The organism is Suipraeoptans intestinalis (genome assembly GCF_009696485.1).
GTDB lineage: Bacteria > Bacillota > Clostridia > Lachnospirales > Lachnospiraceae > Suipraeoptans > Suipraeoptans intestinalis.
The window spans coordinates 557034-571329 of record NZ_VULY01000018.1 but is presented as its reverse complement, the minus strand read 5'-3'; the positions used below and the strand labels follow the sequence as shown (position 1 = coordinate 571329).

At 48.9% G+C, this 14296-nt stretch carries 9 protein-coding genes, 1 pseudogene and 1 riboswitch; of the genes and pseudogenes, 9 read left to right on the top strand and 1 reads right to left on the bottom strand.

Features of this window, described 5'->3' with window-relative positions; translation table 11 throughout:
• Positions 1–17 precede the first annotated feature (17 nt).
• A riboswitch (Lysine riboswitch) is annotated at positions 18–187 on the top strand.
• A gap of 117 nt (positions 188–304) precedes the next feature.
• The 5 genes from FYJ34_RS03410 (at position 305) to FYJ34_RS03390 (ending at position 8258) form a co-directional block, all read left to right on the top strand.
• Complete coding sequence (locus tag FYJ34_RS03410) at positions 305–1918, top strand: Na+/H+ antiporter NhaC family protein (RefSeq protein WP_154476265.1); 1614 nt, start codon at positions 305–307, stop codon at positions 1916–1918.
• 155 nt (positions 1919–2073) lie between these two features.
• Positions 2074–4995 (top strand): insulinase family protein, encoded by a 2922-nt coding sequence (locus FYJ34_RS03405; RefSeq protein ID WP_154476263.1) that lies wholly within the window; start codon positions 2074–2076, stop codon positions 4993–4995.
• A gap of 38 nt (positions 4996–5033) precedes the next feature.
• Complete coding sequence (gene era / locus FYJ34_RS03400) at positions 5034–5933, top strand: GTPase Era (RefSeq protein ID WP_154476261.1); 900 nt, start codon at positions 5034–5036, stop codon at positions 5931–5933.
• 12 nt (positions 5934–5945) lie between these two features.
• Positions 5946–6686, top strand: a complete 741-nt coding sequence (gene recO, locus FYJ34_RS03395) for a DNA repair protein RecO (RefSeq protein ID WP_320651800.1) — start codon at positions 5946–5948, stop codon at positions 6684–6686.
• Positions 6687–6866: 180 nt separating this feature from the next.
• Positions 6867–8258, top strand: coding sequence for a glycine--tRNA ligase (locus tag FYJ34_RS03390; RefSeq protein ID WP_154476259.1), 1392 nt, complete (start codon positions 6867–6869; stop codon positions 8256–8258).
• Positions 8259–8511: 253 nt separating this feature from the next.
• Here the strand turns inward: FYJ34_RS03390 and sstT are convergent, their stop codons facing one another.
• On the bottom strand, positions 8512–9738 hold the full coding sequence (gene sstT / locus FYJ34_RS03385; RefSeq protein ID WP_154476257.1) for a serine/threonine transporter SstT: 1227 nt from the start codon (positions 9736–9738) through the stop codon (positions 8512–8514).
• 334 nt (positions 9739–10072) lie between these two features.
• On the opposite strand from sstT, the pseudogene FYJ34_RS03380 reads away from it, so the two are divergent.
• The 4 genes and pseudogenes from FYJ34_RS03380 to FYJ34_RS03365 all read left to right on the top strand — a co-directional run bounded on the left by FYJ34_RS03380 (position 10073) and on the right by FYJ34_RS03365 (position 14295).
• A pseudogene (locus tag FYJ34_RS03380) lies at positions 10073–11244 on the top strand (phosphopentomutase).
• On the top strand, positions 11244–11660 hold the full coding sequence (gene cdd, locus FYJ34_RS03375; RefSeq protein ID WP_154476255.1) for a cytidine deaminase: 417 nt from the start codon (positions 11244–11246) through the stop codon (positions 11658–11660). The pseudogene FYJ34_RS03380 and the gene cdd overlap by 1 nt, the downstream one beginning before the upstream one ends.
• A gap of 21 nt (positions 11661–11681) precedes the next feature.
• Positions 11682–13217 (top strand): ABC transporter ATP-binding protein, encoded by a 1536-nt coding sequence (locus FYJ34_RS03370; protein WP_320651949.1) that lies wholly within the window; start codon positions 11682–11684, stop codon positions 13215–13217.
• Positions 13201–14295, top strand: coding sequence for an ABC transporter permease (locus FYJ34_RS03365; RefSeq protein WP_154476253.1), 1095 nt, complete (start codon positions 13201–13203; stop codon positions 14293–14295). Before FYJ34_RS03370 ends, FYJ34_RS03365 begins: the two co-directional genes overlap by 17 nt.
• Position 14296 lies beyond the last annotated feature (1 nt).

Genomic DNA, 14296 nt, shown 5'->3' with positions numbered 1-14296 from the left:
CTATAAGTATTAAAAGGGAATTTGGTAGAGGCGCGAGATTCATCAGTAACCGGAAAGCTACAGCGTGGGAAGCTGCTTTTTGGAGAAAGGGGAGATCGCCGAAGAGGTGGGATGACCCGCATCCTTTCTCTGGTTTACGGTAGAAGATATCGTGGACTGTCACTAATCGTGGAGCGCTATCAGAGTATAAGATTTCAAGTAAGAGAAGTTTATGCCATGAGTGTGCCTGCGCGTGCGTTCATGGCATTTTACGATTCGTGGAAAATTCCCGGAATTATCATGATACAGAAAGGAAGTTTTTACGATGAGGAACAAGAGAAGATGGTTAGGGGGAGCATTTGCGCTGACAATGCTTCTGGTATGTAGTTGTATGACAACGTTTGCAGCAGAAAAGGCGGAGTACGTCCCTAAAATGTATGCAAGCTTTTGGTCGTTGATCCCGCCGGTGGTGGCGATCGCGCTGGCGCTGATCACAAAGGAGGTTTATAGCTCCCTCTTTGTGGGAATTTTAATGGGAGGTTTGTTTTACTCGGGATTTACCTTTGAAAAAACAGTTACCCATGTATTCCAGGACGGGATCATAGGCGTACTGTCCGATAGCTACAACGTAGGGATCGTAACATTTCTGGTAATCCTGGGGATCATGGTATCCATGATGAACCGGGCGGGCGGCTCTGCAGCCTTTGGACGCTGGGCCGGAAAACGGATCAAGACCAGAACAGGAGCACAGCTGGCAACCATCATTTTGGGTGTGCTGATCTTTATAGACGATTATTTTAACTGTCTGACGGTGGGAAGTGTTATGCGTCCGGTCACGGACAAACACAACGTTTCCAGAGCGAAGCTGTCCTATCTGATCGACGCTACGGCGGCTCCGGTCTGCATTATCGCACCTATCTCCTCCTGGGCGGCGGCCGTTACGGGGTTTGTAAAGGGAGAGGATGGATTTTCCATCTTTATCCGTGCCATCCCCTATAACTATTACGCTATTCTTACCATTGTGATGATGCTGGCCATCGTTTATCTCAAGATGGATTACGGCACGATGCGGGTACACGAAAAGAACGCCATCAACGGGGATATCTACACGACACCGGACAGACCTTATGCCAATGCAGAGGTGGAAGTGGATGAAAGCAAGGGCGGCGTGATCGACCTGATCCTGCCTATCCTGATGCTGATCGTGTGCTGTGTGATCGGTATGATCTACACCGGTGGATTTTTCTCCGGCGCAAGTTTTGTAGAAGCCTTTTCCGGCAGTGACGCATCTGTAGGGCTGGTATTGGGAAGCTTTTTTGCACTGGTGATCACCATTGTGTTCTATGCGGTCCGTAAAGTTTTAAAATTTAAAGAATCCATGGAGTGTGTTCCGGAAGGATTTAAGGCGATGGTACCGGCCATCCTGATCCTGACCTTTGCCTGGACCCTGAAAGCTATGACAGACAGCCTGGGCGCGGCAGAATATGTGGCAGGTGTCATGGATTCAGCGGCAGGCGGCCTGATCAATCTGCTTCCGGCCATCATCTTCCTGGTAGGATGCTTCCTGGCCTTTGCGACAGGAACCTCCTGGGGAACCTTTGGAATCCTGATCCCTATTGTAGTGGCAGTATTCTCAGGAACCAATGAGACTATGATGATCATCTCCATTTCAGCATGTATGGCAGGAGCTGTATGTGGGGATCACTGTTCCCCCATTTCCGATACGACCATCATGGCGTCGGCAGGAGCACAGTGCAACCATGTCAACCATGTAACCACGCAGTTGCCGTATGCGCTGACGGTGGCGGGAGTGTCCTTTGTCAATTATGTGATCGTGGGCTTCGTTCAGAATCCTTATATCGGGCTTCCTGTAGGGATCCTTTTGATGCTGGGCACCCTGATGGTGATCCGGAGATTTTCAAAGGAAAAAGAGGCTTAGAAAATAAAACAGACAGCAGTCAAAAAAGCGGCAGATCTTCGGAACTGCCGCTTTTTAGCGGGAAAAAGGGAATGCTCCGTTATTGCACCTTTGAGGGGGGAATGCTATACTTAAGAAGATATTTTACAGAAAAAAGAGAGGAGATTTATCTGTTCATGAGTATAGAAAGAGTGGAGGCATACAGAGTCAAAGAAGAGAGGAGGCTGGAGGGGCTTTCTGCCAAGGCTACCCTTTTGGAGCATAAAAAGACGGGAGCCAGGGTGGTTCTGATGGAGAATGAAGACAAAAACAAGGTGTTTCAGATCGGATTTCGGACGCCGGTAAAAGACAGCACGGGCGTCCCCCACATCATGGAACATTCTGTGCTGTGCGGATCCCGGAATTTTCCGGTAAAGGATCCCTTTGTGGAGCTGGTGAAAGGCTCCTTGAACACCTTTTTGAATGCCATGACCTATCCGGACAAAACGGTTTATCCGGTGGCAAGCTGCAACGACAAGGATTTTCAGAATCTGATGCATGTATATATGGACGCAGTATTTTATCCCAACATCTATCAGAAAAAAGAGATCTTCCTGCAGGAGGGCTGGAGCTACAAGCTGGAAGACGTAGATGGAAAGCTGGAATACAACGGAGTGGTTTACAATGAGATGAAAGGAGCGTTTTCTTCGCCGGAAGGAGTGCTGGACCGGGTGGTGTTGAATACGCTGTTTCCGGATACTTCTTACGCCAATGAATCGGGAGGGGATCCGGAGTGTATCCCGGATCTGACCTATGAGGAATTTCTGGAATTTCACCGAACCTACTATCATCCCTCCAACAGCTACATTTATCTGTACGGGAAGATGGATATGGAAGAAAAACTGAGATGGCTGGATACGGAATACCTGCAGCATTTCCAGAAGCTGGAGGTGGATTCTGCCATTTCTCTCCAAAAACCGTTTTCAGAAATGAAAGAAAAAGAGATCTTTTATTCTATTACTAAGGAAGAAGGGGAAGAAGACAACACCTATCTGTCCTACAACAAGGTGATCGGAACCAATCTGGACCGGGAGCTGTATCTGGCATTTCAGATTCTGGATTATGTCCTTCTTTCTGCGCCGGGAGCCGTTTTGAAGAAGGCGCTGCTGGAACGACAGATTGGGAAAGATATTATGGGATCCTATGATAACAGCACCTACCAGCCTGTCTTTTCCGTAGTGGCAAAGAATGCCAACCAGAAGGAGAAGAAAGCTTTTATACAGACGGTGGAGGATACCCTGCGCCATCTGGTGGAAAAGGGGATTGACAAAAGAGCGCTGGAGGCAGGGATCAACTATCATGAATTCCGGAGCAAGGAGGCGGATTTTGGCAACTATCCCAAAGGGCTGATGTACGGACTTCAGATGATGGACAGCTGGCTGTATGATGATAATGAGCCGTTTCTCCACCTGGAAGCAGAGGCGTTGTTTCCGCTGCTGCGGGAAAGGGTGGGCACAGGATATTATGAAGACCTGATTCGAACCTACCTGCTGGAAAATCCACATGGAGCGGTGGTGACGGTCCTGCCGGAAAAAGGAAGGACGCTCAGGCTGGATAAGGAACTGGAAGAGAAGCTGCAGACTTACAAAAAAAGTCTGTCTCAAGAAGAGAGGGAAGCCCTGGTACGGCAGACACAGAGGCTTTTGGAATACCAGTCCTCTGACGAAAGAGAAGAAGACATCCAAAAGATTCCGGTGCTGAAACGGACGGATATTTCCCGGGAGGTAGAACCGGTATACAATGAAAAGATCATGGTTTCCGAGACGCCGGTGATTCTTCATGACATCGAGACCAACGGCATCGGATATGTGGATTTTCTGTTTTATTTTACCGGAATAGAAGAAGAATTGCTGCCATATGTGGGGATTTTGCAGGCGGTTCTTGGAATCATTGATACGGAGAACTTTGAGTACGGAGAATTTTTTGATGAGATCAACGTACATACAGGAGGGATCGAAACGTCCTTGGAACTGTATCCGGATCTGGGCGGCTCTTCCGGGAAAGAGTATCAGTGCACCTTTGAGGTCAAAGCGAAGGCTTTGTTCCCCAAGCTTCCGGTGGCATTTCGCATGACGGAAGAAATGCTGCTTCGTTCCAAACTGGAGGATGAAAAACGACTGAAAGAGATCCTGTCCATGGTGAAATCCAGACTGCTGATGAAATTCCAGTCGGCGGGGCATGCCACAGCGATCCGGCGGGCTGCGTCCTATGCATCCCCGGCATCCAGGGTCAAGGAGCTGACCGGCGGGATTGCCTTCTATGAGGTGGTAAAACGGCTGGAAGAACACTTTGAAGAAGAAAAGGAAGGACTGAAAAGGCAGTTGAGGGAGCTGGCAAAAAGACTGTTTTGCCGGGAAAATCTGTGTATCAGTTATACAGCCCCCAAAAAACGGCTGCCAGAGATAGAAGGCTGTATCAAAACCCTGGAACAGAAGCTATGGAAGGGACAGGCGCAGACAAAGCTCCGTCCGGTGTCCTGTAAGAAAGAAAAAGAAGGGTTTCAGACAGCGTCCAAGGTTCAGTATGTGGCGCAGGCAGGAAATTTTCAGGAGAAAGGCTTTGACTATGTGGGAACCCTGCAGATCTTGCGGGTGATTTTAAGCTACGACTATCTGTGGCAGAATGTAAGGGTGAAAGGCGGAGCCTATGGCTGTATGAGCGGATTCAGCCGGACAGGGGAGGGGTATTTTGCTTCCTACCGGGATCCCAATCTCAGAAAAACCCTGGAAGTGTATCGGGGAGTGGTGGAGTATCTCCGCACTTTTCAGGTGACGGAACGAGACATGACCAAATACATCATTGGGACCATCAGTAATCTGGATCAGCCTATGACGCCGGCGGCGGCAGGGGACCGATCCATGAACCTTCATATGTGCGGACTGACACTGGATCGAATCCATGAGGAAAGAAGGCAGATACTGGAGGCCGGCCAGGAGGATATCCGGGCGCTGGCAGATATTGTGGAAGCTGTGCTGGAAGCCGGGCAGATCTGTGTAGTGGGAAGTGAAGAAAAGCTCCGGGAAGACAGGGAACTGTTTGACGTGATCACAGGATTTTAGGAAAGATGATTCCCATAAAGGAAAAGAAGGAGAAGAATATGGAGACAGGATATAAGTCAGGGTTTGTGACCCTGATCGGACGTCCCAATGTGGGGAAGTCCACGCTGATGAATTATCTGATCGGACAAAAGATCGCGATCACCTCCAACAAGCCGCAGACTACGAGAAATCGTATCCAGACGGTATTGACGACAGAAGACGGACAGATCGTATTTGTAGATACCCCGGGGATCCACAAGGCAAAAAACAGGCTGGGAGAATATATGGTACAGACAGCGAAGCAGACGCTGGGGGAAGTGGACGTGATCCTGTGGCTGGTGGAGCCGTCTACCTTTATCGGGGAAGGAGAAAGGCAGATCGCATCCCGGTTAAGAGAAGTGAGGACGCCGGTCATTCTGGTGATCAACAAGATCGACAGCGTCAAAAAAGAAGAGGTGTTTCCCTGCATCGATGCCTATAAGGAGCTGTGCGACTTCACGGCCATCGTTCCGGTCTCAGCCAGAAGCGGAGAAAACACAAAAGAATTGTTAAAGGTAACCTTTGGCTGCCTTCCGGAGGGCCCCAGATTTTACGAGGAGGATACTATTACGGATCAGCCGGAGCGGCAGATCGTGGCGGAGCTGATCCGGGAGAAGGCCCTCCATGCGCTGCAGGAGGAGATCCCCCACGGAATAGCGGTTGTGATAGAAAGGATGCAGAAGCAGAAAAAGGTCGTACACATTGACGCTGCCATTATCTGTGAAAGAGAGTCTCACAAGGGGATCATCATAGGGAAGCAGGGGGCCATGCTGAAAAAGATCGGAAGCACGGCCAGGTTTGAGATAGAAAGGCTTTTGGGCGAAAAGGTCAATCTGAAACTGTGGGTCAAGGTAAAAAAAGGATGGCGTGACAGTGAATTTCTCATGAAGAATTTCGGCTATCACAAAGACGAAAGATAGGCGGGAAAACAGGTGGTAAATCAAATCAAAGTAACCGGCATGATCCTTTCCAGTACGCCCGTGGGAGAATATGACAGAAGAGTAGTTCTGCTGACGAAGGAAAGAGGAAAGATATCCGGATTTGCCAGAGGAGCAAGAAGGCAGGGGAGTTCTCTTTTGGGGGCAACAGGAGCCTTTACCTTTGGAAAATTTACAGTATATGAAGGAAAAAGCTCCTACACGCTGGTCCAGGCAGAAGTCATCAATTATTTTTCGGAGCTGAGAGGCGATACGAAATGGGTCTGCCGCGGGCTGTATTTCCTGGAAATGGCAGATTATTATGCGCGGGAAGGAACGGATGAGACCCTTCTTTTAAAGCTTTTGTATCAGTCACTGCGGGCTTTGACGGCAAAAAGCATTCCCGATTCTCTGGTACAGGTGATTTTTGAATGGAAAGCCATTGCCATCAACGGAGAAGGACCGCAGGCATTTAGCTGTGTATTCTGCGGCAAAAAGGAAGGACTGGAACGATTTAGCATGAGACGGGGAGGACTGGTCTGCGGAAAGTGTCAGGAGGAAGGGAGGAAGCTGCACCCTTCTACCGTTTACACACTGCAGTATATCCTGAGCGCTCCGGTGGAACAGCTATATCAGTTTGTAGTCAGCCGGCAGGTTCAGGAAGAGTTGGAAACATTATGGAAAGATTATAGCAGGATCCACATCGACAAAACGTTTCAGACATTGGAGATCCTAAAGCAGATCGCAGGAGAGTGACAGATCAAAAAGAGAACTCTCTGCCGTGAAAGCAGGGATCTGAAAAAAGAGGAAAGACGGAAGTCTGAAAAGCCGGGGAAGCCGCGGAGAAGGAAAGGAATCCTTGAAAAAGCACGGGGGACAGGCTATAATGATAAAACATAAACGAAGAACACAGGGACAAGGAAGAGAGGTAGAAGTATGGCAGAAAAGACGATGGAAAAAATTGTAGCGTTGGCAAAATCCAGAGGATTTGTATATCCGGGATCAGAGATCTACGGAGGTCTTGCCAATACATGGGATTATGGAAATCTGGGTGTAGAATTGAAAAATAACGTGAAAAAAGCCTGGTGGCAGAAATTTGTCCAGGAATCTCCCTACAACGTGGGAGTGGATTGTGCCATTCTAATGAATCCGCAGACCTGGGTTGCCAGCGGACATCTGGGCGGGTTCAGTGATCCTCTGATGGACTGCAAGGAGTGCCATGAGCGTTTTCGTGCCGACAAGATGATCGAAGACTACGCAAAGGAAGCGGGGCTGGATATCGGGGAGAGCATTGACGGATGGAGCCACGAGCAGATGGAGGCTTATATCGCGGAGCATAAGATTCCCTGTCCATCCTGTAAAAGCCATAATTTTACGGAGATCCGGGAATTTAACCTGATGTTCAAGACCTTCCAGGGAGTGACGGAGGACGCTAAGAATGTGGTTTATTTAAGGCCGGAAACCGCACAGGGCATTTTTGTCAACTTTAAAAATGTGCAGAGAACCTCCAGAAAGAAGATCCCGTTTGGAATCTGTCAGATCGGAAAATCCTTCCGGAACGAGATCACACCGGGAAATTTCACCTTCCGTACCCGGGAGTTTGAACAGATGGAGATGGAATTTTTCTGCGAGCCGGACACCGATCTGGAGTGGTTTGACTATTGGAAATCCTATTGCCTGAACTGGCTGCGGACCCTGGGCATCAAGGAGGATGAGATGCGCTACAGGGATCACGAGAAGGAGGAGCTGAGTCATTACAGCAAAGCCACAACAGACGTGGAGTTCCTCTTCCCGTTTGGATGGGGTGAGCTTTGGGGGATCGCGGATCGCACGGACTTTGACCTGACGCAGCATCAGAACACCTCCAAGCAGGATCTGACCTACTTTGACGATGAAAAGAAGATCAAATACCTTCCCTATGTGATCGAGCCTTCTCTGGGAGCGGATCGTATGGTGCTGGCTTTCCTTTGCAGCGCCTACGATGAGGAGGAACTGGAAGGCGGAGACATGCGGACGGTACTCCGGTTCCATCCGGCTCTGGCGCCTGTAAAGGTGGGCGTTCTGCCTCTGTCCAAGAAGCTGAGCGAAGGGGCGGAAAAAGTATATAGTCTGTTAAGCAAAAAATACAACTGTGAATTTGATGAAAGGGGAAACATCGGAAAGAGATACCGCAGACAGGATGAGATCGGGACTCCTTTCTGTGTGACCTACGATTTTGATTCAGAGGAAGATCAGGCAGTTACGGTAAGAGATCGGGATACCATGGAACAGGAAAGAGTGAAGATCGCAGATCTGCCTGCTTATTTCGAAAAGAAGTTTGCATGGTAGAGATTTGTCAGGATCTGCCGAAAGGACAGAAAAGACAGACAGGGTGCAGGTAAAAAACCGCTATCCTCCAGGAACAGCAGGAGGGTGGCGGTTTTGTCATAAAAAGCAGAGAGGAGTCGTGGCTCATAGGAGGCTTATAGGACAAGAGGTGTTGGGCTATCGCCTCAAAAGAAAGCCCCCGTTGACCTAAGGCAGGAAAACGGGGACTTTTTTACGCGTAAGCGATTATTGTTACATCACAGCTTGGGATGTATTATTTTGCTTCATAGTGCTCCGGATGGAGTCTTCTGTCACGCAGTTCTGCAATGGCTGTGTACAGAACGTCTGTGGAAGAGTTCAGAGCAGTCTCGCAGGAATCCTGGATCACACCTACGATAAATCCAACACCAACCACCTGCATTGCCAGGTCGTTTGGAATACCGAACAGGCTGCAGGCAAGCGGGATCAAAAGCAGGGAACCACCGGCTACTCCGGAAGCTCCTGCAGCACTTGCTGCAGAAAGGATACAAAGGATCAGAGCAGTAGGAATATCTACGTGGATACCTACAGTGTGTGCGGCTGCCAGTGCAAGGATGGAGATGGTAATAGCAGCTCCGCCCATGTTTACCGTTGCTCCCAGCGGGATGGAAATAGAATAGGTGTCCTCATCCAGGCCCAGCTCCTCACAAAGCTCCATATTCACCGGGATGTTTGCAGCAGAGCTGCGGGTGAAGAATGCGGTGATACCGCTGTCTTTGAGACATTTTAATACCAGTGGGTACGGGTTCTTGCGGATGCACAGGAACACTACGATAGGATTTACCACCAGCGCCAGGAAAGCCATGCTTCCTACCAGTACAAGGATCAGTCTTCCGTAGTCCAGAAGAACATCCAGACCCTGCTCGGAAACGGTGGTAAAGATCAGACCCATGATACCGAAGGGTGCGCAGCTGATGATCCATTTTACGCCATGAGATACAGCCTCGGCTACGTTGTCAAGCATATTTTTGGTGGTGTCGCTGGCGCCTTTTAACGCGATACCAAATACGATCGCCCAGGCCAGAATACCGATGTAATTTGCTTCTGAGATGGATGCCACCGGGTTTTTTACCAGGTTCATCAAAAGATTGGTCAGGACTTCTCCCACGCCGCCCGGAGCGGTCATTTCCTCTACGCTGTCTGTCAGAGTAAGCGTAGTGGGGAAGAGGAAGCTGGCAAGAACTGCCACAAGACCTGCCAGAACATTTCCCAGCATATAAAGGAAGACAACGAACTTCATGTTGGTCTTCTGTCCTTTTTTCTGGTTACAAAGAGCGCTGATAACCAAAAAGAATACCAGTATGGGTGCGATTCCCTTCAGGGCGCCTACAAACAGGCTTCCCAGCATGGAAATAGGGGTTGCTTTCGGAACCAGAAGTCCCAGGATGATACCGACTGCAAGTCCGCATATGATCCGTTTTACAAGACTGATGCTGTTCCACTTTTGAAATACATTTTTCATTTTTCTCTCTCCTTTTCTTTTTTCAGTGAAAATCACACTGATAACGATAGTAAAATTATAAGGAAAAAAAAGAAATTTGTAAACAATTACAGAGCAATAAAAGTGAAAAACATGAAGGATGGAAGAAAAAAAGGAAAGAAAAAAGTGAAAGTGCATAAAAACAAAATGGAAAAACTATATATTTCTTACAAATAAGATACCGAATAAGTAAAAAAGGACTCCTGTCCTTTTTGGTGATTGTAAAGTCTACTATAATTAGGACAGAAAAAGTCAGAAAAGGAAGTCATTGTTACCATGACCAAATAAGTTGTGGCATTGTAATGGAGGAACATATATGAAAAACAAGAACAGAGTGTTTCTAATCGTATTAGACAGCTTCGGAGTGGGGAATGCTCCGGATGCGGCAGACTTTGACGATGCAGGGTCCAATACCCTGAAAAGCATTGCGGCGAATGCGGCGTACAGGACGCCCTGCATGAACCGGATCGGTCTGGGGAAGATAGACGGGGTGGATTACCTGCCGTCCCCGGAAAAGACGGAAGGAGCCTGTGGGAGACTGACGGAAGCGTCCAGAGGGAAGGATACTACCATCGGACATTGGGAGATTGCAGGTCTGATTTCCAGAGAACCGCTTCCTACGTATCCGGATGGATTTCCGGAGGAGATCCTGGAGGAGTTTACGCGGGTTACGGGAAGAGGCGTGCTTTGCAACAAGCCCTATTCCGGAACGGACGTGATCCGGGATTTTGGAGCGGAGCATATGGAGACAGGAAAGCTGATCGTCTATACGTCTGCCGACAGCGTATTCCAGATCGCGGCACATGAGGAGATCGTTCCTATTGAAGAACTTTACCGGTACTGCGAGGAAGCAAGAAAGATCCTGACGGGGAAACACGGGGTGGGAAGAGTCATTGCAAGACCGTTTGTGGGAGAACCGGGAAATTTCCAGAGAACAGCCAACAGACACGACTATTCTCTGCTGCCCCCAGGGACACCATGCTGGACGCTCTTTTGGAAGCCGGATACGATACTTACGGAATCGGAAAGATCTATGATATTTTTGCGGGGAAAGGGATCGCACATACACAGAGGATCCAGAACAACGTGGACGGGATGGAAAAGGCTATCGAAATGCTGCAGCAGGATTTCAACGGGATCTGTTTCGTCAATCTGGTAGATTTTGACATGGTGTACGGTCACCGAAACGACATAGAAGGCTACGCCAGGGCGGCCACTGTATTTGATGAGCAGCTGGAGACCTTTATAGCCGATATGAAGGAAGAGGATATCCTGATGATCACAGCAGATCACGGATGTGACCCGGGCTTTAAAGGAACGGATCATTCCAGAGAGCAGGTGCCCTTCCTGGCATACGGGCGTCAGATCAGAGAAAATGTCAATCTGGGAACCAGAAGTACCTTTGCAGATATTGCGGCAACCATCCTGGACATTTTCCAGGTAAACAATATCGCCGACGGCACCAGCTTTAAAAAGGAGATCATGTGATGACGAACCAGGAATTATTTGAGGAGGCAAAGAAGGCAAGGCTTCAGGCTTATACGCCTTACTCCCACTTTCAGGTGGGAGCGGCGCTGCTGACCAGGAGCGGGAAGGTCTATCATGGATGCAATATCGAAAATGCAGCCTATACGCCCACCAACTGTGCAGAAAGGACAGCTTTCTTTCAAGCGGTTTACGAGGGAGAAAGAGCTTTTGAAAAAATCGCCATTGTGGGAGCCAAAGAAGGGGAGGAGCCTACAAATGTCTGTGCGCCCTGCGGTGTGTGCAGACAGGTGATGAGAGAATTCTGCAGTCCGGAAGACTTTTGCATTCTTCTGGCAGACGGAAAGGGAGGGATCAAAGAGTGGAAGCTTCGCGAGCTTCTGCCCTGCGGATTCGGACCGGAGGACTTAGGAGAGTAGATTCTAAAGGAGGAAGGGAACGTGGAATACGTAATTGAGATGAATCACATTACCAAGCAGTTCGGAACATTCAAAGCCAATGACGATGTGACGCTGAAGGTAAAAAAAGGAGAGATTCATGCGTTGCTGGGAGAAAACGGCGCAGGGAAGTCCACGCTTATGAGCGTACTGTTTGGACTGTACCAGCCGGAAGCAGGCGAGATCAAGATCAAAGGAAAGCCGGTAAAGATCAATAACCCCAACGACGCCAACGATCTGGGGATCGGAATGGTTCATCAGCACTTTAAGCTGGTACATAATTTTACCGTACTGGAAAGCATTGTGCTGGGGCATGAGACCACCAAAGGCGGCGTCCTGAAGATGGATGAAGCCAGAAAAAAAGTGATGGAGCTTAGCGAAAAATATAAGTTTAAGATCGATCCGGACGTGCACATTTCCGACATCACGGTGGGAATGCAGCAGAGAGTGGAGATCCTCAAGATGCTGTACTGTGACAATGAAATGCTGATCTTTGACGAGCCGACCGCCGTTCTGACGCCGCAGGAGATCGATGAACTGATGAAGATCATGAAACAGCTGGTAGCAGAGGGCAAGTCTATCATCGTCATTACGCACAAGCTGGATGAGATCAAGCAGGTGGCGGACCGGTGTACCGTGCTCCGCAAAGGGAAGAGCATCGGAACCATTGAGGTGGCGGAAACCTCCAAGGAAGAGATGTCGGAAATGATGGTGGGAAGAAAAGTCAATCTCCATGTGGAAAAGTCTCCTTTTCAGCCGGGAGAGCCTGTATTTGAGGTGAAAAATGCCACGATCCATTCCAAGCACGGAAAAGATGTGGTAAAGGATGTGTCCTTTACGGTTCACAAGGGAGAGATCCTGACCATCGCAGGGATCGACGGCAACGGACAGTCGGAGCTGATCTATGGGATCACCGGCATGATCCCCATGGAAGAAGGAAAGGTATTCCTGAATGGGAAAGATATTACAGGAGAGAGCATCCGGCAGAAATGCCTGGACGGCGTGGCACATATTCCAGAGGACAGACATAAGGACGGACTGGTGCTGGACTACACCCTGCAGGAAAATTTGGTTCTGCAGACCTATTACCTGGATCGGTTCCAGAAAAACGGGTTTTTGAAGTTTGATGCCATCCGGGAGTATGCGAAAAAGCTGATCGACCAGTTTGATATCCGTTCCAGCAGAGGAGAGGACAGTGTAGTAAGAGGAATGTCCGGAGGAAATCAGCAGAAGGCCATTATCGCAAGAGAGCTGGACCGGAATCCGGAGATCGTAATCGCAGTCCAGCCGGTCAGAGGTCTGGATGTAGGAGCCATTGAATATATCCATAAACAGCTGATCGCACAGAGAGATGCAGGAAAAGCAGTGCTTCTGGTATCTCTGGAGCTGGATGAGGTAATGGATGTCAGCGACAGGATCGTCGTGATGTATGAGGGAGAGATCGTAGCAGATGTAAAGCCGGAGGAAGTAACGGTAGAAGAGCTGGGACTTTACATGGCAGGAGCAAAAAGGAGTGTGAGTCATGAAGCGAAAAAGTAAGTGGATGCAGGGAGAAGGAGCCGTTCGTCTGAGTTCTTCCATCCTTGCCATTATATTTGGTCTTTTGTTTGGACTGTTGATCCTGATCGTCAGCAATCCGTCCCAGGCTTACGGCGGTTTTATGATGATCATCCAGGGATCTTTTACAGATGGGATCACAGGGATCGGAATGATGCTGTATTATTCGATTCCCATCATCATGACAGGACTGTCGGTGGGATTTGCTTTCCAGACAGGACTGTTTAATATCGGAGCTTCCGGACAGTTTACGGCGGGGGCGTTTGTGGCAGTATTTATCGGTGTAAAATGTACCTTCCTGCCGGCGGGGATCCACTGTCTGGTCTGCATTTTGGGAGCGACCCTGGCAGGTGCTTTGTGGGGAATGGTGCCGGGAGTATTAAAGGCTTACCGTAATGTAAACGAAGTAATTTCTTCTATCATGATGAATTATATCGGAATGTATCTGGTGAACTTTCTGATCGCAAAGACCATCTATGATCAGATCAAAAACCAGTCTCTTCCGGTTGCAAAGGGCGCCAACCTTCCTACGGCAGGGCTGGATCAGCTGTTTGCCGGGACAAAACTAAATGTGGGGATCCTTCTGGTGATCGGCTGTGTGATCCTTGTACATATCATTTTGAACAAGACAGTGTTCGGCTATGAGCTGAAGGCCTGTGGAAAAAACAGCAATGCCTGCAAATACGCAGGAATCAGCGCCAAGAGAAATATTGTGATGTCCATGATCATTGCCGGAGCCCTGTCCGGTATGGGAGGAGCTCTTTTGTACCTGTCCAATACGGGAAAATATCTGCAGGTACTGGATATTATCGCACCGGAAGGCTTTTCCGGAATCTGCGTGGCACTTCTGGGACAGTCCAATCCGGTAGGGATCCTGTTTGCCGGTCTGTTCATCGGCCACCTGACCGTGGGCGGATCCAACATGCAGCTGTTTGACTTCGTGCCAGAGGTCATTGACATTATTATCTCTGCCATCATCTACTGCGGAGCGTTTGCACTTTTGATCCAGAACCTGATCCACAGCAGACGGATGAAAAAATCAAAGAAGGAGGAATCGTAAA

Coding starts and splice junctions, on each gene's coding strand:
- FYJ34_RS03390 (WP_154476259.1), top strand. CDS start 6,867: ATGGCAGAAAAGACGATGGAAAAAATTGTAGCGTTGGCAAAATCCAGA.
- FYJ34_RS03410 (WP_154476265.1), top strand. CDS start 305: ATGAGGAACAAGAGAAGATGGTTAGGGGGAGCATTTGCGCTGACAATG.
- FYJ34_RS03365 (WP_154476253.1), top strand. CDS start 13,201: ATGAAGCGAAAAAGTAAGTGGATGCAGGGAGAAGGAGCCGTTCGTCTG.
- sstT (WP_154476257.1), bottom strand. CDS start 9,738: ATGAAAAATGTATTTCAAAAGTGGAACAGCATCAGTCTTGTAAAACGG.
- FYJ34_RS03405 (WP_154476263.1), top strand. CDS start 2,074: ATGAGTATAGAAAGAGTGGAGGCATACAGAGTCAAAGAAGAGAGGAGG.
- era (WP_154476261.1), top strand. CDS start 5,034: ATGGAGACAGGATATAAGTCAGGGTTTGTGACCCTGATCGGACGTCCC.
- cdd (WP_154476255.1), top strand. CDS start 11,244: ATGACGAACCAGGAATTATTTGAGGAGGCAAAGAAGGCAAGGCTTCAG.